The following is a 22,142-nucleotide window of genomic DNA, read 5'->3' as shown; positions in this document are numbered from 1 at the left end:
CCTGTATTGGCGTCCTTGCGGGCACGGCGGCGATGACCGCCGGATTGACGCTCGCAAATTCTGCTACGGGAGTCCTACCGCGTTGCTACCGAGTGGCCAGCCGGCGCCGCAGCACGCCGAGGATCCGGTCGGCGGGCAGCAGGCCCCACTCGCGCGAGTCGTAGCTGACCGCGCCGTCGCCGATGACGACGTACCGCCCGGCGGGCACCGGCGCCCCGGCGTCCAGCCCGCACGCCTTGGCGGCGCTGTCGGGCACCGGGTCGCCGGGTCCGGCCGCGATGCGCTTGATGTTCCACGGGCCGCGGGTCCCGGTGCGCCGGGCGAGGGCGTCCCAGTCCAGGTCGTCGGGCGGCGGCTGCAGCACCACGATGTCGCCGAGCCGCGGCGGCCGGGCCGGGCGGCGCCGCACCAGCAACCGGTCGCCGTGCGCGAGGGTGGGCTCCATGCTCGGCCCGCTGACGGTGACGACGACGAATCGGCGGCGCAGGAACACGAAGGCGCCGGCGCCTCCGAGGAGGACGCCGGCGCCGATCAAGAGGGGCCTCATGGGCCCGAAGGGTATCGGGTCAGGAGACGGTGTAGGGGATCGTGAGGGTGGACTGGTTGCCGTTGGCGGCGGTCGCGTCCACGCGCACGGTGGTGTTCGCGTTGCCGATGGCGTTCCACAGCTCCAGCTTCACGCAGCCGCGGTTCATCGCCGACAGGGTGCCGGACGAGGACGCGAGGCCGGCGGACTGCGTGTACTGCTCGGTGCCCGCGACCGGGTCGGTGGCGAAGTAGCGGTACGTCTCGACCCGGCCGTAGGTGCCGCCGCCGGTGAAGTCGTACGAGACCCGGGCCTGGATGCCCTGCCCGACCGCGGTACCGGCGTCGACGTGGAACGCGAACTGGGTCGCCGCGCCGTTGGTCGAGCCGGTGATGCCGCACGCCGTGTAGGTCACCGGGTTGTGCGGGGTGCCGTCGTAGTTGCCGTTGGCCGCGGTGATCGTCTGCGTGCCCGCCCCGCCGCCGGCCGTGGTGTTCAGCGCCGGACCGCTGCGCAGGTAGAACTTGCTGGACCCGACCGGCGGCTGCGATGCGGACGGCGAGGGCGACGCCGAGCGCGACGGCGACGGGGACGTGGAGGTGGGCGGCGGCGACGACGGCGGGTTGCTGGTCCCGTTGCCGCCGCTCCAGGTGAAGGCCCCGTTGGTCGCGGTCTTCCCGGCCCCGACGCTCAGCGTGTGCCCGTCGGAGAACGTGACCGTGAGCGCCGTCGAGCCGAGGTTCGTCGCGGCGTACGTGCGCTGGCCGTTCTTCGTGAACACCGCGTACAGCGGCGTGTTCGCGGTCACCGAGGCGTCCACGGTGCCCAGCGCGGCGAGGTTGCGGATCCAGTGGAAGGTGTGCGCCTTGCTCTCGCCTTCCTCCGGGGTGTACCCGGGGTTCGCCCGCAGGTTCGCGAGCGCCTGGTCGCCGTTGCCCAGCGCCTGGAACGACCACAGCACGTCCTGCCACACCGTGGGCGGGCCGCCGTTGTTGGTCGTCATCTCGTTGTAGTTGGTGGCGATGTACGAGGGCTTGTACCCCATGTAGAGGGAGCCGCCGGTCACCGGGAGCATGTTGATGCCCTGGATCATCTCCGGCTCGGCGCTGAACCAGGTCGCGTAGGCCCCGCCGTCGCCCCAGACCATGCCGACCGTGTTGTGCGCGAACGTGGACGGGAAGTTCTGGTTGGACGAGTCGAACCAGTACTCCTGGATCGCCTGCGCCTGCGTGGAGTAGATGTACAGCCCGGCGTCGCGGACCGCGGTGTTGCCGGTCGCGATGCCCCACTGGATGAGCGCGTTGGCGAAGTTCATGCCCTCCGACGAGGACTCCTGGTTGTTGCCGGCCCCGAACGACCCGTGCCCGGACGCCCAGTCGTGCCCGGCGTAGATGTCGAAGTCGCGCAGGAACGGGAACATGGTGTCGTTGCGGTCCGGGTTGTTGGCGTCCCGGATGAGCAGGTTGACCATTCCGCCGTACGCGCTCGTGGCCGCCCACGCCTTGTCGAACTTGGCGAGGGTCGCGGCCGCGGCGATGTAGTACCCGTAGTGGAAGTGGTGGTCGTTGAGCTCCTGGTCGGAGCCGTACGAGGCCGGGTAGCCGATGAGCGTGCCCCACGCCTGGTTGTAGACGAACAGGCGCTCCGCCTCGCCCGAGCCCGCGGTGAACCAGTCGGTCAGGCGGGTGCGGATGGCGCCCAGCAGCGCGTCGCGCTGGGCGGTGCGGCCGAGCTGGTCGGCGAGCTCGGCGGCCCGGGCGGCGCGGCCGAGGCCCTTGCCGGTCCAGTAGGTGTCGTTGCCGAACGCGGCCAGCGGGTCGCCGGTGGCCACCTGGTCGAGGTAGGCGCCGACCGTGGTCAGGTCGGCCCCGGCCGAGTCGGCGACCGCGGGGATCTCCGGCAGCACGCCCTGGTAGCGCGTGGCCGTCGTGAACGCGCCGGTGCCCGTGAGCACCTTCATCGTCCCGCGCGGGGAGACGTAGGTCTGCGCGATCGGGGTGCTGCCCGAGAGGCTCTTCCACTGGTGCGGGTAGAGCGCGAGCACCGTGCCCGAGCCGGTGCCCTCGCGGGCGGTGGTGGTCACGGTGTAGGTGGCGTTGACGTTGCTCGCCGACTGGTCGTAGCTCCACGCGACGCGGGTGCCGGTGACGTGGTTGTGGGCGTACGTGCCGTACGTGTTCGCAAGCGCGGTGCGGTCCGCGGCCGAGGTCGAGGTGGTGGTCGGCAGCAGCGCGACGGAGAAGTAGTCCTTGCCGGCCAGCGTCGAGGTGATGGTCGAGCCGCTGACCGTCCACGTCGCCCCGGTGGGCGCGTAGGCCATGTAGTCGTGGCCGCGCACGGTGAACCCGACGCGGGCGCCGCTGTTGGACCACACGGTGGGCGCGCCGCCGAAGGTCAGCTGCGCGTTGCCGCCGGAGGTGCGGGCGTACACGAACGGGATCCCGTGGCCGATGGTCGTCTTCAGCGTGCGGGCGCCGTCGGACCACGAGGGGGTGACGGTCCAGTCGGTCCAGCCGTCCACCAGGGTGTTCGGCGCGTTCAGGCCGGCCACGCCGAGGGTGAACTCGGTGGTGTACGGGAAGTGGTACTCCCCGACGCCGGTCGCGGTGCCGGAGATGGCGGCCTCGGTGGTGTACGAGACGCCGAGGCCGTTGGCGGCGGGCTTGAAGGCCATCGGGTGGGCCTCGAGCGGCAGGGAGTAGTTGCAGTCGGTCCGCTTGAACAGCAGCGACGACCACCAGTCGTTCGTGGGCACGGCTCCGGCGGGGGCGTTCGCGGTGACGTACTGCCGCGGGTTGGTGGCGATGCTGCCGCAGCCGGTCGGGCCGGTGGCACCGGTCGGCGTGGTGGTGGCGTAGCTGCCGGAGCCGAGCGTGGCGGCTTCGGCGCTGGGGAGGGCGAGGAAGGTCAGCGCGGTGGCGACCACGGCAACGGCGATCGCACCGGCCGCGAGGGGCCGGCCTTTTCTCAGGCGCATGGGGTGGACTCCGTGGGTTCGAAGTGGCGGGCTTCCGGGGTCCTTGCGAATTCTGCGCACCAAATGCGACCAGTGTCAATGACCGGTTTTCGGAGAGCGCTCTCTATCTTCGCTGTGAGCTGCTCATATGTGTTGAGAGCGCTCTCGCCCAAAGTCGGACCCATCCGGCGCGATCCCGGCCGCGAATCATCGGTGAACGTACCGATTGAAGGGGATTGCTCATGGTTCGCACCAAGTTCGCCGCCGTGGCCGCCGCCACCGCCCTCGCCCTGTCCCTCGCCGCGTGCGGGGGCTCCTCGGACGACACGGCCGCACCATCGGCGCCGATGACGACCGCCGCCGCCCCTTCCAGTGCCGCGCCGATGGCGGGCACGGGGACGCAGTTCGGTCCGGGCTGTGCGGCGGTGCCGACGGACCCGGCCAACCCGGGCAGCTTCGACGCGATGGCCAAGGTCCCGGTCGCCTCCGCGGCCGCCGGCAACCCGCTGCTGTCCACATTGGTCGGTGCGGTGAAGCAGGCCAACCTGGTCGACTCGCTCAACAACACCAAGGACGTCACCGTCTTCGCGCCGACGAACGACGCGTTCGGGAAGATCCCGAAGGCCGACCTGGACAAGGTGCTGGCCGACCCGAAGACCCTCGCCGCCGTGCTGACCTACCACGTGGTGCCCGGCAAGCTGAGCCCGTCCGAGCTGGCCGGCACCCACACGACACAGCAGGGCTCCGACCTCATGGTGGCCGGCTCCGGCACCAGCTTCACCGTCAACGGCAACGCGATGGTCGTGTGCGGCAACGTGCAGACGGCCAACGCGACCGTCTACATCGTCGACACCGTCCTCATGCCCAAGAGCTGATGTCCACTGTGGAGAGCCGTCGCCGGGCGGGCCTGTCGGGCCTGCTGACGGCGGCGGCCGGGATCGCCGTGGCCGAACTGCTCGCGGCGCTCACCGACCCGGCGGCCGGCCCGGCCGTCGCGGTCGGCGGGGTGCTCGTCGACGCGGCCCCGACGCCCGTGAAGGAGTTCGCGGTGCGCACGTTCGGCACCGCGGACAAGCCGGTCCTGCTCGGCGGCATCGCCGTCGCGCTCGCGGCCGTCGCCGTGCTCGCCGGGCTGCTCGCGGCCCGCCGGCGCTGGTTCGGCCCGGGCGGCGCGGCGCTCTTCGCGATCGCCGGCGCGGCCGCGGCCGTGAGCCGGCCGGCCGCCGGGCCGGCCGCGGCGCTGCCGTCGCTGCTCGGCGGGGCCGTCACCGGGATCGTGCTGTGGACGCTGCACCGGCCGGCGCCGCGGCCCGAGGGCTTCGACCGGCGCGCGTTCCTGCGGGCCGCCGCCCTCGTGGCGGTCGCGGGCGGGGCCGCGGTCGTGGCCCGGCGGGTGCGCGGCGGCGCCGCGGCCCGGGACCGCGAGGCGGTGCGGCTGCCCGCGCCCGCGGACCCGGCCCCGCCCCTGCCGGCCGGACAGGACCCCGGGTTCGTGACCGCGAACCGGGACTTCTACCGGGTCGACACCGCGCTGACGGTGCCCCGGGTCGACCTCGGCGCCTGGCGGCTGCACATCCACGGCCGGGTCGAGCGGCCGCGCACGTTCACCTTCGCCGAGCTGCTCCGGCGGCCCCTGGTCGAGCGGCACATCACGCTCAACTGCGTGTCGAACGAGGTCGGCGGCCCGTACATCGGCACCGCCCGCTGGCTCGGGGTGCCGCTCGCCCCGCTGCTGCGCGAGGCCGGGATCGACCCCGGCGCCGACCAGGTGCTCGCGCGCTCGGTCGACGGGATGAGCATCGGCACCCCGCTCGGCACCGTGCTCGACACCCCGGACGTGCTGCTGTGCGTCGGCATGAACGGGGAGCCGCTGCCGCTCGAGCACGGGTTCCCGGTGCGGATGCTGACGCCGGGCGTGTACGGCTACGCGGGCGCGTGCAAGTGGCTCACCGAGCTCGAGCTGACCACGTTCGGCGCCGTCGACGCGTACTGGGTCGCGCGCGGCTGGGCGCCCCGCGGCCCGGTCAAGACGGCGTCGCGCATCGACCGGCCCGGCGCGTTCGGGCGTGTGCGGGCCGGCTCGGTGCCGGTCGCCGGGGTCGCCTGGGCCCAGGGCCGGGGGATCGCCGCGGTCGAGGTGCAGGTCGACGCGGAGCCGTGGCGGCGGGCCGAGCTGCTGCCGGTGCCCTCGGACGTCACCTGGGTGCAGTGGCGGCTGACGTGGTCCGCGACGCCCGGCCCGCACACGCTGCGGGTCCGGGCCACCGACGGGACCGGCGCGGTCCAGCCGGAGCGGCGGGCCACCCCGTTCCCCGACGGCGCCACCGGCTGGCACACCGTGACGGTCACCGTCGACGGCTGATGCGCGCCCGCGTACGGTGTGATCATGTTCAGCGTATCCCTCGGGGGCGGGGCCGAGCTGCGCCCGCTGGAGCCGTGGCAGGCCGCGGAGTTCCTCGCACACATGGACCGGGCCCGGGAGGTGGTCGACCCCTGGATCCCGTGGGCGTCGGTCAGCACCGACCTCGACTCGGCCCGGGCGACCCTGCAGCGCTACGCCGACCTGCAGGCCCGCGACGCCGGGCGGTTGTTCGGCATCTGGCTGGACGGCACCCTCGTCGGCGGGACCATGTTCGTGCACTTCAGCGCCGAGGCCGGGGCCTGCGAGCTGGGCGTCTGGCTCGAACCCGCCGGGCAGGGCCGCGGCCTGGTGACCGCGGCGGCGCGGGTGCTCATCGACTGGGCCATCAACACCCGGGGCCTGCACCGGGTCGAGTGGAAGTGCAGGCCCGACAACGCCGCGAGCTCCGCCGTGGCGCGCCGGCTCGGGATGCGCCTCGACGGCGTCCTTCGGGAGTCGTACCCGTACCACGGCGTCCGGCACGACACGGAGATCTGGTCAATCCTGGCGAGCGACGCCCTCGAGGTGGCGGGCTGACGGCTCGGGCGCCTCGTGCCGGCCCTTGATGGAGGCCGGCCACCAGAACCGCTCGCCCAGCAGCAGGGCCAGGGCCGGCACGACGATCGTGCGCACGATGAGGGTGTCGACCACCACGCCGATGCCGACGATGACGCCGATCTGGGTCAGCACGATCACCGGGAGCACGCCGAGCACCGCGAACACCGCGGCGAGCAGGATGCCGGCCGAGGTGATCACGCCGCCGGTCGTGGCCAGGGCCCGGACCATGCCCGCGCGGGTGCCCAGGTGCGGCGCCTCCTCGCGGGCCCGGGTGGCCAGGAAGATGTTGTAGTCGACGCCGAGCGCCACCAGGAACAGGAACGCCAGCAGCGGCACGGCGGTGCCCAGCGCCGGGATGTCCAGCACGTGGCGCAGCACGAGACTCGCGGCGCCGAGGCTGGCCGCGAAGCTCACGACGACCGTGAACAGCAACAGCAGCGGCGCGACCAGCGAGCGCAGCAAGAGCACGAGGACGAGCAGGACGACGGCGAGCACCAGCGGTACGACCACGTAATCATCGCGAAGGTTGGCGTCGCGCTCGTCGAGGTCCGCCGCGGGGTCCCCGCCCACGAGCGCGCCCGCGCCCGGGATCCCGGTCAGGGCCGCGCGCAGGTCCTGGACCGTGCGGTCCGCCGCGGCCGTGCCGGAGCCGCTGGTCAGGTCCACGGTGAAGGTGACGAGCGCGCCGTCGTCGGAGCGCTCGGGCTCGCCGACCTCGGCGACGCCCTTGACCCCGTTCGCGGCGGCCCGGGCAGGGTCGGCGGCGGGCGCGTGCACGATGACCGCGACCGGCTGGGCGGCGCCGGCCGGGTAGTGCCGCGCGAGGGCCTCGGCGCCGGTGACGGACTCGACCTCGGTGCGGAACTGCTCGGTCTGCGACAGCCCGATCTTCGTGCCGATGAGCCCCGCGGTCAGGGCCGCGAGGAGCACGACGGCGGCGGCGAGCACGACGCGGGGGCGCCGCTGGACCCCGGCGGCGACGCGTGACCAGAAGCCGGCGTGGGCCGGGTCCTCGGAGCCGACCCGCGGCACGAACGGCCAGAACACGCCCCGGGGCAGGCACACGAGCGCGGCCGGGAGCACGACGAGGCCGAAGACGAGCGCGACGATCACGCCGAGCGCGGCGGCCACGCCCAGGGTGCGGTTGGTGGTCAGCACCGCGAAGAGCAGCGTGAGCAGGGCGAGGACCACGGTGGTGGCGCTGCCGATGACGGCCGGGGCGGCCCCGCGCAGGGCGGCGGCCATGGCCTCGCGGCGGTTTTCGGTGTGGCGGAGCTCTTCGCGGTACCGCGCGATGAGCAGCAGCGCGTAGTCCGTCCCGGCCCCGAAGACCAGCACGGACACGATGCCGCTGACCTGGCCCTGCGTGGGCTGGCCGGCCACCTTCGCGACCCAGGGCAGCAGCTTCGCGACCACCTGGTCGGCGGTGCCGATGACGGCGAGCGGGACGAGCCACAGGATCGGGCTACGGTACGTCACCAGCAGCAGCACCGCCACGACGATCGCGGTCGCGGCCAGCAGCGTGAAGTCGGCGCCGTCGAACGCGGCCGAGATGTCCCGGGCGAACGCGGGACCGCCGGTGACGAGCACCCGCAGCCCGTCGGGCGGCTGGACCCCCGCCACCGCGGCGCGCAGCCGCTCCACCTCGCCGGCCACCTGCTCGGTCCCGCCGGCCCGCAGCGGCACCGCGACGAGCATCGCCTGCCCGTCGTCGGACGGCGCCGCGGGCGCGACCCGGCCGCCGAGCGCGATGGGCCCGGCGGCGGCCCGGGCCCGGTCGACCGCCTGCCGGTCGGCCTCGGTCAGCGGCCCGCCCGCCCGCTCGAAGATCACCAGCGCGGTCTGCGTGCGGCCGCTCGGGAAGCGATCCTGCAGCTCGGTGACCCGCGTCGACTGCTTGCCGGCGGGGAGCCCGTCGGTGGCCCGGGCGGCCGGCTGCTCCGGCGAGGTGACGAACGCCAGCGCCGTCAGCCCGATCGCGACCAGGAGGACGACGATCGCTCCAAGCCGTCCGGTGATCGCCGTCGCAATCCGCATCGCATACCCTTCGGGGGAGATCTTTCGATGATGGAAAGGTTCCCCGAGTGATACCCCGCAAACTCGGCCGACGCAAGAATCGACGCAACACCCGTTATGTCATCACCGGCTCGGCGCCCGCGTCGCGCCAGGCGGTCCCTCGCCGCTCGTACTCGAACAGCTCCTGCACCGCCAGGGCGACCCTCGGCCCGTACTCGCGCCCGACCAGGTGCAGCCCCAGGTCCAGCCCGGAGGTGACCCCGCCCGCGGTGACCAGGTCGCCGTCGTCGACCACGCGGGCGCGCACCGGCCGCGCACCGGTCGCCGCGAGCGCGTCCATCCCGAGCCCGTGGGTGACCGCTGGCCGCCCCTGGAGCAGCCCGGCCAGCGCAAGGGCGAGCGAGCCGCCGCAGACGGTCGCGACCGTGACGCCGGGCGCGTCCAGGGCCGCGCGGACCTGCGGTATCAGGGCCGACTGGGCGACCCGGCCGAGGATCGCCGGGATCTCCCCGACCGCCCCGCCAGCCCCCGGCACGATCACGTAGCCCGGCGCCGCGGGGTCCAGGGCGGCCGTCGCGCGCAGGCTCAGCCCGCGGGTGGCCCCGGTGACCTCGCGCGGGCCGTCCGCGGCCACGAGCCGCACCTCGTCCTGCGGCCGCCCGGCGAGGTCGGCCCCGGCGGCGAGGACCTCGAACGGGGCGACGACGTCGAGCGGGTCGAACCCGTCGAACAACACGATCTGGATCAGCATGTCCTCGATGCTCGCGGTGGGCCGGCCGGGCGCCCAGTGGCAAGATTGCCGTTGTCCGGCAGTTTCGTGCCAAGGGGGTCGCGTGCACACCGTGGTCGTCCTCGCCCTGCCCGACACGATCGCGTTCGACCTCGCGACGCCGATCGAGACGCTCGGGCGGATGCCCGGGTACCGCGTCGAGGTCTGCGCCGCGACCGGTGCCGTCGACGCCGGCCCGATGCGCCTCGCGGTGCGGCACGGGCTCGAGGCGCTCGCCACGGCCGACACGATCGTCGTGCCCGGCCGCAGCGTCGACGCCCCCGCCGACCCCGGGACGCTCGACGCGCTGCGGGCGGCCGCGGCGGCCGGCACCCGCATCGCGTCCATCTGCGTCGGCGCGTTCACGCTCGCCGAGGCCGGGCTTCTCGACGGGCGGCGCGCGACCACGCACTGGGCCGCGGCGGAGGAGTTCCGGCGGCGGTACCCCCGCGTCGACCTGGACCCGGACGTGCTCTACGTCGACAGCGGGCAGTTCGTCACCTCGGCCGGGGCCACCGCCGGCGTGGACATGTGCCTGCACCTGGTCCGCCGCGACCACGGCGCCGCGGCGGCCGCGCACGCGTCGCGGCTCGCGGTCGCGCCGCTGCACCGGGACGGGGGACAGGCGCAGTACATCGCCCGCCCCGCCGCCCCGCCCGACGACGCCGGGCTCGGGCCGGTGCTCGCCTGGCTGGAGGAGCACGCGCACCGGGACCTGAGCCTGGCCGGGATCGCCGCGCACGCGGGGCTGAGCGTGCGCACCCTGAACCGCCGCTTCCACGAGGAGACCGGCAGCAGCCCGATGCGGTGGCTGGCCGCGGCGCGGGTGCGGCGGGCGCAGGAGCTGTTGGAGACGACCGGGCACGGGGTCGAGCGGATCGCGCACCTGGCCGGATTCGTGTCGCCGACGAACTTCCGGGCGCAGTTCAAGCGCGCGACCGGGGTGACGCCGCAGGCGTACCGCACCACGTTCCGGTGAGACGGCTCGCGGGGGCGGGTGCGAAGATTGGTCTGTGGTCGATCAAACAGCCAAGCAGGCCTTTGTCCACGCGGCCGGGGCCGGCGGGGCCTGGGCGGCGGTCCTGACGTACGGGCGGCACCGCCGCGAGGTCCAGGGCACCGAGCCGGGCGCGCCCGCCGACCGGATGGCGCTGACCGCAGTCGTCGCGGGCCTGGAGTGCCTGACCCGGCCGACGGCGGTCGAGGTGCGGGTGCACAGCGACTACGTGCGCGGGGGCGGGGAGGGCGGGCTGTGGGAGCGGCTGCGGGCCGCGACCCGGACGCACAAGGTCACCTGGGCCTGGTCGGGCGACTACCCGGAGCTGGCGCAGGCCCAGGAGATGGTCGGCTCGGCGGCCGGTGCTGTTCTTGATACGGCCGACCCTCTTGATTCGGCCGACCCTCTTGATACGGCCTCCACTGCTGTAGATATGGCCGACGACGCCTCCGAGACGGCGGGTGATGGTGCCGAGATGGCCGGCGACGCCTCCGATACGGCCGGCGATGGTGCCGAGACGGGTGGCGATGCCGCCGGGAGCGGTGCGGCGCTGGAGGAGTTCGCCGAGGCGCTCGGGGAGCACGTCGCCAACGACCCCGACGGCCCCGACCCGGCCGAGCTCGTCGAGCTCGCGGACACGATGATCGAGGACGAGCACCGGGCCATCGTCGCCGTCGGCCCGCGCGCGATCACGTTCGAGGAGATCGGGGCGGTCGCGGTGCCGCCGGAGATCGCCGCGCAGGCGCGGGTGGGCTGGCGGATCCTGCTCTCCGCCGCACACGTGGAGGGCAACTGGTATCTGCTCGACGTAGCCGGCTGATGCGGCCCGAGCCCGGCGAGGTGCTGCACTTCTCCGAGGACCCGGCGATCGAGCGGTTCGCCCCGCACGTCGCCGCGACCGCGCAGCAGCCGGAGGCCTACGTCTGGGCGGTGGATGCCGCCCGCGCGCCCGACTACTGGTTCCCACGCCAGTGCCCGCGCGCGATGGCATGGGCGATCCCGGCGACGACGGACGCCGATCGCGACCGCATCGCCGGCGCCGGCTGCGGCCCGCGGGTGCACGCCATCGAGTTCGCCTGGCTGGACGCGATGCGCACGACGCGACTGTACGCGTATCGATTCGCGGCCGCCCCCTTCCGCCCGTTCGGCGACGACGGGCACGCCCAGGTGGCGGAGGAGCCCGTGGTCCCGCTGGGCCCCGCGGAGCCGGTCGGCAACCTACTGGACCTGCACGCCGAGGCCGGGATTCAGCTGCGCGTGCTCGACAATCTCTGGCCCTTCTGGGACGCGGTGATTGCGAGCACCATGGCGTTCAGCGGCATCCGGCTGCGCAACGCCCAACCGCGCCGCCGCACGTCCTGAGCACGCTCTGCCGCACGCGTTGAACCCGTGTCGCCGTGCGCGTTGAACCCGCGCCGCCGTGCGCGCTGAGCCCGTGTCGCCGTGCGCGCTGAGGCCGCGTCGCCGTGCGCGCTGAGGCCGCGTCGCCGTGCGCGCTGGACCCGTGTCGCCGTGCGCGTTGGGCACCCGTTGGGCACGTGCCGCCGGATGCGTGGCGCACGCCTTGAACACGCGCCGCCGCACGCGCTGGCACGCGCCGCGAACGCGTTTGTGCACGGGCCGCCTCTCGCGCTGAGCGCACGTGCCGGCGGACGCGCCGTGCACGCCTTGAACACCCACCGCCGTCCGCATTGGGCACGCGTCGTCGGATGTGCCGCGCATGTGCCGCCGGACGCGTTGCGCACGGGCCGCCCTCCGCGCCGCCGGACGTGTTGCGCGCGTTGAGCACGTGCCGGCGTAGGCGTTTGTGTGCGCGGAGCTGCTCGTTCGAGTAGTGGGCGGTGTCCCGGCCGGGACCTACCGTCGGGATCGTGTACGACTACGTTATCGCGGACGTTTTCACCGATACCGCGCTCGAAGGTAACCCGCTCGCCGTCCTTCCCGACGCGGCCGGGCTCTCCGCCGAGTGTATGCAGCGCATCGCGCGCGAGATGAACCTCTCCGAGACCACGTTCGTGTTCCCGCCGATCGAGGGCGGAGACGTGCGCGTGCGTATTTTCACGCCCGTCGGTGAGCTGCCGTTCGCCGGGCATCCGACGTTCGGCACCGCGGTGGTCCTCGCCGCGATCGGGCATCCCAGCGTGCGCGACGGCGGGCTGCGCATGGAGACCGGCATGGGTGTCGTGCCGTTCCGCTTCACCGGGCGGGAACCCCGCGACGACGGCGGGCTGCGCGAACGCGCACAGCGCGGCGACGGAACGTGCGCGGCGGGGTGCGACGGCGGGCTGCGCGAACGCGCACAGCGCGGCGACGGAACGTGCGCGGCGGGGTGCGACGACGGCAGCATGGGTGTCGTGCCGTTCCGCTTCACCGGGCGGGAACCCCACGACGCGGGCGGGCTGCGCGAGTGCGCACAGCGCGGCGACGGAATGTGTGCGGCGGGTCGCGACGGCGGGCTGCGCGAACGCGCACAGCGCGGCGACGGAACGCGCGCGGCGGGATGCGACGACGGCGGGCTGGGCGTGGCGAGCGGCATGGGTGTCGTGCCGTTCCGCCTCACCGGGCGAGAACACCGTGCCCGGCGGGCCATCACCGCGCGCATGCGGCAGCCGATCCCGGTGTGGGAGCCGTACGCGCGCGCCGGCGAGCTGCTCGCGGCGCTCGGGGTCCGCGAGTCCACGCTCCCGGTCGAGGTGTACCGCAACGGCCCCCGGCACGCGTTCGTCGGCCTGGACAGCGTCGAAGCGCTCTCGGCGCTGCGCGTCGACCTGCGGGCCCTCGCCGCGCACGAGGATCTCGCGGCGAACTGCTTCGCGCCCACCGACGACCCGCTCGTGTGGCGTGCGCGGATGTTCTCGCCGGCCTACGGGGTGACCGAGGACGCCGGGACCGGCTCGGCCGCCGGCCCCCTCGCGCTGCACCTCGGCCGGCACGGGCTGGTGCCGCTCGGCGGGGCGATCACCGTCCGGCAGGGCGTGGAGATGGGCCGCCCGTCCACGATCCGCGCGCAGGTCTCGATGCTCGGCGGCCGGGTCGATCGGGTCGAGATCGCGGGCAGTGCGGTGGTCGTGGCGGACGGCCGCCTGCACATCTGAGCGGCACAGCAAAAAGCTGCAGAAAGCTGCAATGAGAAAGCTGCAACAAACCTGCAAACGCTTCGCCTTGCGACCTAGGAAAACGCTTTCCTAGCATTGGGAGCCGTCGATCCCGCACCCCGCCCTCTCGGAGGTCGCCTTGATTCCACACAAGCGCCGGTGGCTGGCCGCCGCCACCGCGGTCGCCGGTGTCCTGTTCGCCACCCAGGTCGCGTTCGCCGACACCGCGTTCAGCGCGACCTTCGAGGACGGCTCGACCAGCGGCTGGTCGAAGTCGGGCGGCACCTGGAGCGTCGTCACCGACGGCAGCAAGGTGCTGCAGCAGTCCAGCACCGGCAGCGAGAACGCCCGCGAGTTCGCCGGCGACAGCGGCTGGACGAACTACACCGTGCAGGCCGCCGTGAAGCCGCTCGCGCTGGGCTCGGGCGGGTTCGCCGCGCTGCTGGCCCGCTCCACCAGCGCCACCACGTTCTACCGGCTGGCGCTGCTGCCCGGCAACTCGGTGCAGCTGCAGGCCGTGAACAGCGGCTCGGTCACCGTGCTGGGCAGCGCGTCGCGGACCGTGTCCAGCGGCACCTGGTACACCCTCGGGATCACTGTGAACGGGAGCTCCATCAGCGCGTCCGTCGACGGCGCCACGATCGCGAACGTGAGCAACACCGCGATCGCCAAGGGTCGTATCGGGCTGCAGACCGCCTACTCCAGCGCGAACTTCGACAACGTGACGGTCACGACGGGCGGCACGAGCCCGACGACGCCGCCGCCGACGACGACGACCGGATCCCCCACCGCGAGCCCGAGCCCCAGCCCGACGCAGAGTCAGAGTCCGGGTGCGAGCACGCTGTACGTCGCCCCGACCGGCGCCGCGGGCAACCCCGGCACCCAGGCCAGCCCGACGACGCTCGCCTCGGCGATCACCCGGGTGACGGCCGGCGGGACGATCTACGTGCGCGGCGGCACCTACAGTCTCTCCTCGACCGTCGTGATCGCGCCCGGCAACAACGGCAGCGCGAGCGCCCTGAAGAACATCACGGCGTACCCCGGCGAGACCCCGGTGCTGAACTTCTCCGCGATGCCCGAGGCCGACGCCAACCGGGGCCTGGCCGTGAACGGCAACTACTGGCACATCACCGGCATCATCGTCGAGCGCGCGGGCGACAACGGCATCTTCGTGGGCGGCAGCAACAACATCATCGAGCGCGTGGTGACCCGGTTCAACCACGACAGCGGCCTGCAGATCTCGCGCATCGCCTCCGACACGCCCAAGGCCAACTGGCCGGCCGGCAATCTCATCCTCAGCAGCGAGTCCCACGACAACGCCGACTCCGACGGTGAGGACGCCGACGGCTTCGCGGCCAAGCTGACCATCGGCACCGGCAACGTCTTCCGCTACGACGTGTCGCACAACAACATCGACGACGGCTGGGACCTCTACACGAAGACCGACACGGGCGCGATCGGCCCGGTCACCATCCAGGACTCGCTGTCGTACAACAACGGCACCCTGAGCAACGGCCAGGTCAACGCCAACGGCGACCGCAACGGCTACAAGCTCGGCGGCGACGACATCGCCGTGAACCACGTCGTGCAGCGCAGCATCGCCTACAAGAACGGTCACCACGGGTTCACCTACAACAGCAACCCGGGCTCGATGACCATCTCCAACAACCTCTCCATCGACAACGCCGAGCGCAACTACTCGTTCGACGCGGGCACCTCGACGTTCCGCGGCAACACGTCGTGCCGGTTCGCCGGTGGCGGGTCGAACGACAAGACGATCGGCAACGCCGACAGCTCCAACCAGTTCTGGACGGGCACCAACGGCTCCCGCTGCACCGGCTACAGCGGCGCGCTCGCCTGGTCTTTCGCCTCCGACGGTCACCTCGTGGTCACCCTCGGCGGCCGGGCCGTCAGCCTCTGACCCCCGAACGCGTCGCGCCCCGCCTCACATAAGCGCCCGTGAGGCGGGGTAGTGCCGGGCGATGACGGATTGCACGATCGGTGAGTACCTCCTCCTGCGCCTGCGGGAGACCGGCGTCCGGCACGTGTTCGGCGTGCCCGGCGACTATCAGCTCGAGTTCCTCGACCAGATCGAGGCGGCCGACGGCATCGACTGGGTCGGCAACTGCAACGAGCTCAACGCGGCCTACGCCGCCGACGGCTACGCCCGGCTCAACGGAATCGGCGCGGTCGTCACCACCTTCAGCGTCGGCGAGCTCAGCGCGCTCAACGGCATCGGCGGTGCCTTCGCCGAGCGCGTCCCGGTGGTGTCCATCGTGGGCACGCCGGCCACGTTCGTGATGCGGGAGCGGCAGCTCGTGCACCACACCACCGGCGACGGCGACTTCACCCGGGCCGCGCAGTGCGCCGCGCAGTACACGGCCGGCCAGGCGCTGCTCGGCCGCGACAACGCCGCCGAGGAGATCGACCGGCTGCTGCGCCTGTGCTGGCTGGAGAAGCGGCCGGTGTACCTCATGCTGCCCGCGGATGTCGCCGGCCAGCGCGTCGCCGCCCCGAAGGCCCCGCTCGCCCTGCCGGAGCCGTCCAGCGACCCGGCGATGCTGGCCCGGTTCGCCGCCGACGTGCGCGAGCGCCTCCGCGCCGCGACCTCGGTCGCGATCCTCGCCGGGCCCGAGGTGGACCGCTACCGGCTCGGCCCGCGGCTGCTGACCCTGGCCGAGGCGCTCGGCTGCCCGGTCGCGACGCTGAGCAGCGCCAAGGGCGTCTTCCCGGAGACCCACGACCAGTTCGCCGGCGGCTACGCGGGCGCGCTCGGGCCACCGGAGGCGCGGGCGGCCGTGGAGGACGCCGAGTGCCTGCTCGCGGTCGGGTGCCAGTTCACCGACGCGGTCACCGGCGGCTTCACCCAGCGCATCGAGCCGGCCCGCATGGTCGAGCTGCACCCGTCGGCGGCCTCGGTGGGCGGCACGCCGTACGCCCACGTCGCCCTGAAGGACGCCCTGACCGCGCTCGCGGAGTCCCCCGAGCCGGCGACCGGCCGCGAGCCCGCCACGCACCGGCGCATCCCGTCCAGCCCCGAGCCGAGGCCGGGCGCGCCGCTGCTCCAGGAGCGCTTCTGGCCGCTGATCGCGGGGTTCCTGCGCCCCGGGGACGTCGTCGTGGCCGAGCAGGGCACGTCGTACTTCGGCAGCGCCGCCCAGCCCCTGCCGCGCGACTGCGCCTTCGTCGGGCAGCCGCTGTGGGGCTCGATCGGCTACACGCTCCCGGCGCTGCTCGGCACCATGCTCGCCGCGCCCGATCGCCGCCACGTGCTGTGCATCGGCGACGGCTCGTTCCAGCTCACCGCGCAGGAGCTCGCCACGGTGCTGCGGCTCGGGCTCAATCCGGTCATCGTGCTCGTGAACAACGACGGGTACACCGTGGAGCGCTGCATCCTCGGCGAGTACGCCGCCTACAACACGATCGGGGCGTGGCGGTACGACCGGCTGGTCCAGGCCTTCGACCCGCACGACCGGGCCGTCACCGCCGCGGTGGCCACCGAGGACCAGCTCGCCGCGGCGCTGGACAAGGCGGCGGCGACCCGCGACCGGCCGGTCTTCATCGAGGCGCGGATGGGCCGGCTGGACGCGCCCGAGTCCGTCGTGCGCATCGGCAAGGCGTTCGCGGGCGCCGACTACCATCACGCGCCGGTGTAGGCCCGGTAGCCACCGCAGGTGAGGCATCCGGCGGCGCGGCGGTCCACCGTTGAGTCCATGGAGCAGGTCGCCGTCGCGGATCCGCCGGTACCACACCGAAAACCCCGCCTCACGCCGCTCGTCGGGCCGGCCGTCGTCGCCGCCGTCGCGTACGTCGACCCCGGCAACGTGGCCACGAACCTGACCGCCGGGGCCACGAGCGGGTACCTGCTCGTCTGGGTCGTCGTCGCGGCGAGCCTCGTCGCGCTGCTCGTGCAGTTCCAGGCCGCGAAGCTCGGCGTGGCGACCGGCCGGAGCCTGCCGGAGCTGTGCCGGGAGCGGCTGCCCCGCTGGGCGAGCCGGCTGCTGTGGGCCCAGGCCGAGCTCGTGGTGCTCGCGACCGACCTGGCCGAGTTCGTCGGGGCGGCGATCGGACTGCGGCTGCTGTTCGGCCTGCCCGTCGCCCCGGCGGCGCTCGTCACGGCGGTGGTCTCGCTGGTCCTGCTGGAGCTGCGCCGCCGCGGCCGCCGCCGGTTCGAGCTGTTCACGGCCGCGGCCCTGCTGCTCGTCGGGGCCGGCATCCTCTACGACGTCGCCGCCGTCGGGCACCAGTCGGCCGCCGGGCTCGCGGGCGGTCTCGTGCCCCGGCTCGACGGCCCGCGCGGCGCCCTGCTCGCCATGGGCATCGTCGGCGCGACCGTCATGCCGCACGCGATCTACCTGCACTCGGCCCTCGCGGTGCGCCCCGAGTTCCGCGTCGCCGAGGCGATCGGCGGCCGGACCCCGGGCGTGGTGCGCCGGGCCCTGCGGCTGGACTGCGGGATCGCGCTGGGCGGCGCGGCCGTGGTCAACGTCGCGATGATCGCGCTCGGGGCCGGCCTCGGGGCGCTCACCGCCGGCGGCTGGACGGGCGACATCATCGCCGCGCACGAGCAGATCGCGGCGCGGGCCGGCGGGGCGGCGGCGCTGGCGTTCGCCGTCGCGCTGCTCGCCTCCGGGGTCTCCTCGTCCGGGATCGGCACGCTCGCCGGGGACTTCGTGATGGGCGGGTTCCTCGGATGGCGGATCCCGAGCCTGCTGCGCCGCGGGCTGACGATGCTGCCGGCGGTCGCCGCGCTGCTGCTGGGGGCGCCGCTGACCGCGCTGCTGGTGCTCAGCCAGGTCGTGATCTCACTGGGCGTACCGGTGGCGCTGTTTTTGCTGGTGCACTTCTGCCGGGACCGGTCGCTCATGGGCGGGCTCGTGAACGCCGCGGCCACGACCCGGGTGGCCGCGAGCGCCGGCTTCGTGGTCGCCGCCGCGGGCCTGTCCCTGCCGGTCCTGCTCGTCGTCTGAGGGCCGGATGCCGACGCTCCCTCGGCTGCGGTCGCGCATGCTGGCCTTCGCCGCTGCCGCCGCGCTCGCCCTCGTCCTCGGGGCCGGCCCGGTCGCGGTGCTGGCCCTCGTCTTCTGCGCCGTGGCGATTCCCGCCGCCGTGCTGATGTCCGGAGGTGTACCGCAGGTGCGCGCGCTGTGCCGCCCGCGGTCCGCCGAATCCCCGAAGGAGCGCACATGAGTCCCGAAAGCATCCCCCAGCCCGAGCGCGGGCTCGAGGGCGGCCCCGACACCGGGCCGCGCAACGTGGAGCTGGACCGGCAGAACCCCGATCTGCTCGCGCCGCCGGAGACCGATGCCGGCACGCTGCCGAACCTGAAGTTCTCGATGTCGATGGCCCACACGCGCATCGAGGACGGCGGCTGGACCCGCGAGGTGACCCAGCGCGAGCTGCCGATCGCCACCGAGCTCGCCGGCGTCGACATGAAGCTCGACCCGGGCGCCTACCGGGAGCTGCACTGGCACAAGCAGTCCGAGTGGGCGTACGTGCTCGAGGGCAGCTGCCGCATCGGCGCCGTGGACCAGGAGGGCCGCAACTTCCTGGAGGACGTGACGAAGGGCGACCTCTGGTTCTTCCCGCACGGGGTGCCGCACCACATCCAGGCCCTCGACGACGGCGTGGAGTTCCTGCTGGTCTTCGACGACGGCGAGTTCTCGGAGAACTCGACGTTCATGATCAGCGACTTCTTCGCCCACACCCCGAAGAGCGTCATCGCCAAGAACTTCGGCTGGTCGCCCGAGCACCTGGACCGGCTGCCGGAGCGCGAGAAGTACATCTTCGCCGGCCAGGTCCCCCCGCCGCTGGAGCGCGACCAGGTGGTCAGCCCGACCGGCGACGTGCCCCGCAGCTTCAAGCACCGCCTGCTGGCCCAGGAGCCGGAGTACTTCGACGGCGGCCGGGCCCGGGTCGCGGACTCGACGAACTTCGCCGCCTCGGACACCATCAGCGCGGCCCTGGTCGAGATCGAGCCGGGCGGCCTGCGCGAGCTGCACTGGCACCCGACGGACGACGAGTGGCAGTACTACATCTCCGGCCGCGGCCGCATGGGCGTCTTCGCGAGCTCGGGGCAGAACCGCACCTTCGACTATCAGGCGGGCGACGTCGGGTACGTGCCGTTCGCCTTCGGCCACTACGTCGAGAACACCGGCAGCGAGCCGCTGGTGTTCCTGGAGATGTTCCGCAACCCGAAGTTCGAGGACATCTCGCTGAGCCAGTGGATGGCGAACACGCCGCCGCAGGTGGCCGCCGACACGCTGAACCTCCCGCGCCGGGTCGTCGAGTCCATCCCGAAGACGAAGACCCGCATCACGGCCTGAGCCCGTCAGCCGCGCCCGGCGTAGAGGTAGACGGTGACGGCGTCCGGCGCGTCGAGGCCGAACAGCACCGACCGGTACGTGCCGTCCGCCGTCGGCTGCTCCTCCTTGATGCCGGACACGGACACCGCGGTGCCGGGGTCCCAGAGGTTGCCCCCGCCGACGTTGTGCTCCGCCGTGACGGCCCGCAGCCCCGGCGTCGGCGGGGCGGTGAACTTCCCGGCGGCGACGAACGCGTCGAGCCCGGTGCGCGGGATGCGGAACTTCGCCGAGAGACGGGTTTCCAGGCCGTTGGTGTAGGCGGCGGCGAGCAGCACCGTCCCGGGCGGAAGGGTCACGTGCGCCACCGCCTCGACCTGGGCCGCGCTCGCCTCCACCGGCTTGGACTGCACCGGCAGCAGGTCGATGCCGGCGGTGCTCGCGACGAGAGCCGTCACGCCGCACGAGATCAGGGAGAGCACCAGGCTGACGCTCGCGAGCACGAGCGCGGTCTTGCCCTGGCGGACGCGAGGCGCGGGGGCGGGGGCGTCGATCACCGTCGTACTGTAGCCACCCCACTCCATGCCCCAGACCCGCGGCGGCTGCCGGGCTCGCGGGGCCGGTCACCGCCGTCAGGCCCGCGCCGCGATCCGGACGAACGAGCGCGCCAGCGGCGTCAGGCGGGCCGGTCGCCAGGCCAGCACCAGGCGGCTCGGCGGGCGGTCGTCGACGGCCACCGTGACCAGGCCCGGCGGCAGCGGCTGGCCGAGCGGCGCGAGCGCCGAGGTGCCGTTCCAGAGCACGGACTGCAGGCACTCCTGGATCGTGCGCATGACCGGCGCGTCCGGGGCGGCGGGGCCGGTCCAGTAGGCGGCCCAGAGCGGGTCGGTGCCGTCCGGCAGCCGGATCCAGCGGCGGGCGGCGAGCGCGGCGACGGACACCGGCCCGGCGCCGGCCAACGGGTCGTCGGCGCGGACCACGACGCCGATCGGGTCGGCGCTCAGGACGCGGGTGCGCAGGCCGGCGCCGTCGAACGGGGTCCGGGTGAGCGCGACGTCGACGAGCCCGGCCCGAAGCCCCGCGGTCGGGTCGCCGAGGCCGGACTCGTGCACGGTGACGGAGGCGTGCGGGTGCTCGCGGCGGAAGTCGGCGACGAGCCGGCCGCTCACCCATCCGGCGGTGTCGGCGAGCGTGCCGATGGTCAGCGTCTCGGCGCCGGCCTCGGCCCGCACCCGGGCCCGGAGCCGGTCGGCCTGATCGAGCAGCGTCGTCGCCTCCTCGTACAGGGCCTCGCCCGCGGCAGTCGGGGTCACGCCGTGCGGGGTGCGCTCCAGCAGGGTCGCGCCGAGGTCGGCCTCGAGCTGCCGCAGCGCCCGGCTCAGCGGCGGCTGGGTGATGTGCAGCCGCGCGGCCGCCCGCCCGACGTGCCGCTCCTCGGCCACGGCGACGAAGTACCGCAGCAACCGCAGGTCCACGTGCGCACCATACCCAGACGGTATGCGGCGGACACGGAAGGTCTTGGACGCGAGCGCCGCGGCGGGGCAACGCTGAAGGCATGGAGAACCTGCGCGTGGCCATCGGCCGCAACGACACCACGGAGGCGCTGTTCGAGCGCGGCACCGTGCGGACGGCACCGACGCTGGTGGACGTCTTCCGGCTCCTCGTCGACGGCGAGGCCGACGTGGCCGAGTTCGGCCTCACGTTCTACCTGCGCTCGCTGGACAACGGGGCGCCGTTCCTCGCCGTCCCGGCGTTCCCCACCCGGGTGTTCCGGCACTCGTGCGTCTTCGTGCACGCGGACAGCGGCATCACGCGCCCGGAGGACCTCACCGGCCGGACCATCGGGGAGTTCGGGGTGTACGGCCAGGACTCCGGCGTATGGGCGAAGGGTGTGCTGATGGACGAGTACGGCTTCCGGCCCGAGGACAACCGCTGGGTGATCGGCGGCCTCGACCGGCCGATGCCGCCGTTCGGCTTCACGACGCACCCGCACCCGGCCGGCGTCGAGGTGGCCGCGGCGCCGGAGGGGGCGACGCTCAGCGGGATGCTCGAGCGCGGCGAGATCGACGCCCTCTTCACCGCGAACGTCCCGCAGCCGGTGCTCGACGGCTCGCCCGCGATCCGGCGGCTGTTCGGCGACTACGAGACGGTCGAGCGGGACTGGTACCGCCGGACCGGCATCTTCCCGATCATGCACACGATCGCGGCGCCCCGCGGGCTGCTCGCGTCCCGCCCGGGTCTGGCGCGCGAGATCTACGACGCCTTCCTGGCCGCGAAGGAGACCGGCGCCGACCGGTACCGGGCGCGGCGCCGCCTGTTCCAGGCGCCGACGATGCTGCCGTGGGCGAACGCGCTGGACGAGCGCAACGAGGCGCTGTTCGGGCCCGACTGGTGGCCCTACGGCATCGCCGCGAACCGGACGGCGCTGGACACGTTTCTGCGGTACCACCACGAGCAGGGGCTGTCGAGCCGCCGGTGGAGCGTCGGGGAGATCTTCAGCGCCGAGCTGCTGGACACCTAGT

General features: G+C 73.7%; 19 protein-coding genes. 13 read left to right on the top strand and 6 right to left on the bottom strand.

Annotated features, from left to right (window positions below):
• Positions 1-85 precede the first annotated feature (85 nt).
• The gene (locus AC6JBM_RS25540; protein WP_497986100.1) at positions 86-547 is read right to left on the bottom strand and encodes a S26 family signal peptidase; all 462 of its coding nucleotides are present in this window, start codon (positions 545-547) and stop codon (positions 86-88) included.
• A gap of 19 nt (positions 548-566) precedes the next feature.
• On the bottom strand, positions 567-3,503 hold the full coding sequence (locus AC6JBM_RS25535) for a glycosyl hydrolase (protein WP_497986099.1): 2,937 nt from the start codon (positions 3,501-3,503) through the stop codon (positions 567-569).
• 221 nt (positions 3,504-3,724) lie between these two features.
• Here AC6JBM_RS25535 and AC6JBM_RS25530 point away from each other — a divergent pair, with 221 nt between their 5' ends.
• Genes AC6JBM_RS25530 through AC6JBM_RS25520 form a run of 3 tightly spaced genes read left to right on the top strand, consistent with a single transcriptional unit; the run spans position 3,725 to position 6,420 of the window.
• Complete coding sequence (locus AC6JBM_RS25530) at positions 3,725-4,357, top strand: fasciclin domain-containing protein (protein WP_497986098.1); 633 nt, start codon at positions 3,725-3,727, stop codon at positions 4,355-4,357.
• Positions 4,357-5,844, top strand: a complete 1,488-nt coding sequence (locus AC6JBM_RS25525) for a molybdopterin-dependent oxidoreductase (RefSeq protein WP_497986097.1) — start codon at positions 4,357-4,359, stop codon at positions 5,842-5,844. Before AC6JBM_RS25530 ends, AC6JBM_RS25525 begins: the two co-directional genes overlap by 1 nt.
• 24 nt (positions 5,845-5,868) lie before the next feature.
• Entirely contained in the window at positions 5,869-6,420 is a 552-nt protein-coding gene (locus AC6JBM_RS25520; RefSeq protein WP_497986096.1) for a GNAT family N-acetyltransferase, read from the top strand.
• Here AC6JBM_RS25520 and AC6JBM_RS25515 read toward each other — a convergent pair.
• Positions 6,382-8,478, bottom strand: a complete 2,097-nt coding sequence (locus AC6JBM_RS25515) for an MMPL family transporter (RefSeq protein WP_497986095.1) — start codon at positions 8,476-8,478, stop codon at positions 6,382-6,384. The two genes, AC6JBM_RS25520 and AC6JBM_RS25515, sit on opposite strands and share 39 nt — an antisense overlap.
• Before the next feature lie 94 nt (positions 8,479-8,572).
• The gene (locus AC6JBM_RS25510) at positions 8,573-9,208 is read right to left on the bottom strand and encodes a DJ-1/PfpI family protein (protein ID WP_497986094.1); all 636 of its coding nucleotides are present in this window, start codon (positions 9,206-9,208) and stop codon (positions 8,573-8,575) included.
• 82 nt (positions 9,209-9,290) lie between these two features.
• Between AC6JBM_RS25510 and AC6JBM_RS25505 the strand changes: the two genes are divergently transcribed.
• The 9 genes from AC6JBM_RS25505 (at position 9,291) to AC6JBM_RS25465 (ending at position 19,644) form a co-directional block, all read left to right on the top strand.
• The gene (locus AC6JBM_RS25505; protein ID WP_497986093.1) at positions 9,291-10,205 is read left to right on the top strand and encodes a GlxA family transcriptional regulator; all 915 of its coding nucleotides are present in this window, start codon (positions 9,291-9,293) and stop codon (positions 10,203-10,205) included.
• Between the two features lie 34 nt (positions 10,206-10,239).
• Positions 10,240-11,043 (top strand): ribonuclease H family protein, encoded by an 804-nt coding sequence (locus AC6JBM_RS25500; protein ID WP_497986092.1) that lies wholly within the window; start codon positions 10,240-10,242, stop codon positions 11,041-11,043.
• Positions 11,043-11,585 carry a DUF6886 family protein gene (locus AC6JBM_RS25495; RefSeq protein WP_497986091.1) on the top strand — a complete coding sequence of 181 codons (543 nt, stop codon included), beginning with the start codon at positions 11,043-11,045 and terminating at the stop codon, positions 11,583-11,585. Before AC6JBM_RS25500 ends, AC6JBM_RS25495 begins: the two co-directional genes overlap by 1 nt.
• 509 nt (positions 11,586-12,094) lie before the next feature.
• On the top strand, positions 12,095-13,318 hold the full coding sequence (locus tag AC6JBM_RS25490; RefSeq protein ID WP_497986090.1) for a PhzF family phenazine biosynthesis protein: 1,224 nt from the start codon (positions 12,095-12,097) through the stop codon (positions 13,316-13,318).
• A gap of 139 nt (positions 13,319-13,457) precedes the next feature.
• Entirely contained in the window at positions 13,458-15,239 is a 1,782-nt protein-coding gene (locus AC6JBM_RS25485; protein WP_497986089.1) for a right-handed parallel beta-helix repeat-containing protein, read from the top strand.
• A 61-nt stretch (positions 15,240-15,300) separates the two neighbouring features.
• Positions 15,301-16,974 (top strand): alpha-keto acid decarboxylase family protein, encoded by a 1,674-nt coding sequence (locus tag AC6JBM_RS25480; RefSeq protein WP_497986088.1) that lies wholly within the window; start codon positions 15,301-15,303, stop codon positions 16,972-16,974.
• Between the two features lie 57 nt (positions 16,975-17,031).
• Positions 17,032-18,288 (top strand): Nramp family divalent metal transporter, encoded by a 1,257-nt coding sequence (locus AC6JBM_RS25475; RefSeq protein WP_497986087.1) that lies wholly within the window; start codon positions 17,032-17,034, stop codon positions 18,286-18,288.
• 7 nt (positions 18,289-18,295) lie between these two features.
• A complete protein-coding gene (locus AC6JBM_RS25470) occupies positions 18,296-18,508 on the top strand; it encodes a hypothetical protein (RefSeq protein WP_497986086.1) in 213 nt (70 codons plus the stop codon).
• Positions 18,505-19,644, top strand: a complete 1,140-nt coding sequence (locus AC6JBM_RS25465) for an oxalate decarboxylase family bicupin (RefSeq protein ID WP_497986085.1) — start codon at positions 18,505-18,507, stop codon at positions 19,642-19,644. Before AC6JBM_RS25470 ends, AC6JBM_RS25465 begins: the two co-directional genes overlap by 4 nt.
• 5 nt (positions 19,645-19,649) lie before the next feature.
• On the opposite strand, the gene AC6JBM_RS25460 is transcribed toward AC6JBM_RS25465, so the two are convergent.
• Together AC6JBM_RS25460 and AC6JBM_RS25455 are read right to left on the bottom strand one after the other, a co-directional pair.
• Entirely contained in the window at positions 19,650-20,177 is a 528-nt protein-coding gene (locus AC6JBM_RS25460) for a hypothetical protein (protein ID WP_497986084.1), read from the bottom strand.
• Positions 20,178-20,252: 75 nt separating this feature from the next.
• Positions 20,253-21,095, bottom strand: coding sequence for a LysR family transcriptional regulator (locus tag AC6JBM_RS25455; RefSeq protein ID WP_497986083.1), 843 nt, complete (start codon positions 21,093-21,095; stop codon positions 20,253-20,255).
• A gap of 80 nt (positions 21,096-21,175) precedes the next feature.
• On the opposite strand from AC6JBM_RS25455, the gene AC6JBM_RS25450 reads away from it, so the two are divergent.
• On the top strand, positions 21,176-22,141 hold the full coding sequence (locus AC6JBM_RS25450; protein ID WP_497986082.1) for an ABC transporter substrate-binding protein: 966 nt from the start codon (positions 21,176-21,178) through the stop codon (positions 22,139-22,141).
• Position 22,142: the final 1 nt, after the last annotated feature.

The sequence above is a fragment of the Dactylosporangium thailandense genome (assembly GCF_059739745.1).
This window is presented reverse-complemented; position numbering and strand designations above follow the sequence as displayed.

Excerpts from the sequence above, each read along its gene's own strand:
- AC6JBM_RS25540 (WP_497986100.1), bottom strand. The coding sequence starts at position 547 with ATGAGGCCCCTCTTGATCGGCGCCGGCGTCCTCCTCGGAGGCGCCGGC.
- AC6JBM_RS25535 (WP_497986099.1), bottom strand. The coding sequence starts at position 3,503 with ATGCGCCTGAGAAAAGGCCGGCCCCTCGCGGCCGGTGCGATCGCCGTT.
- AC6JBM_RS25530 (WP_497986098.1), top strand. The coding sequence starts at position 3,725 with ATGGTTCGCACCAAGTTCGCCGCCGTGGCCGCCGCCACCGCCCTCGCC.
- AC6JBM_RS25525 (WP_497986097.1), top strand. The coding sequence starts at position 4,357 with ATGTCCACTGTGGAGAGCCGTCGCCGGGCGGGCCTGTCGGGCCTGCTG.
- AC6JBM_RS25520 (WP_497986096.1), top strand. The coding sequence starts at position 5,869 with ATGTTCAGCGTATCCCTCGGGGGCGGGGCCGAGCTGCGCCCGCTGGAG.
- AC6JBM_RS25515 (WP_497986095.1), bottom strand. The coding sequence starts at position 8,478 with ATGCGGATTGCGACGGCGATCACCGGACGGCTTGGAGCGATCGTCGTC.
- AC6JBM_RS25510 (WP_497986094.1), bottom strand. The coding sequence starts at position 9,208 with ATGCTGATCCAGATCGTGTTGTTCGACGGGTTCGACCCGCTCGACGTC.
- AC6JBM_RS25495 (WP_497986091.1), top strand. The coding sequence starts at position 11,043 with ATGCGGCCCGAGCCCGGCGAGGTGCTGCACTTCTCCGAGGACCCGGCG.
- AC6JBM_RS25480 (WP_497986088.1), top strand. The coding sequence starts at position 15,301 with ATGACGGATTGCACGATCGGTGAGTACCTCCTCCTGCGCCTGCGGGAG.
- AC6JBM_RS25475 (WP_497986087.1), top strand. The coding sequence starts at position 17,032 with ATGGAGCAGGTCGCCGTCGCGGATCCGCCGGTACCACACCGAAAACCC.
- AC6JBM_RS25470 (WP_497986086.1), top strand. The coding sequence starts at position 18,296 with ATGCCGACGCTCCCTCGGCTGCGGTCGCGCATGCTGGCCTTCGCCGCT.
- AC6JBM_RS25465 (WP_497986085.1), top strand. The coding sequence starts at position 18,505 with ATGAGTCCCGAAAGCATCCCCCAGCCCGAGCGCGGGCTCGAGGGCGGC.
- AC6JBM_RS25450 (WP_497986082.1), top strand. The coding sequence starts at position 21,176 with ATGGAGAACCTGCGCGTGGCCATCGGCCGCAACGACACCACGGAGGCG.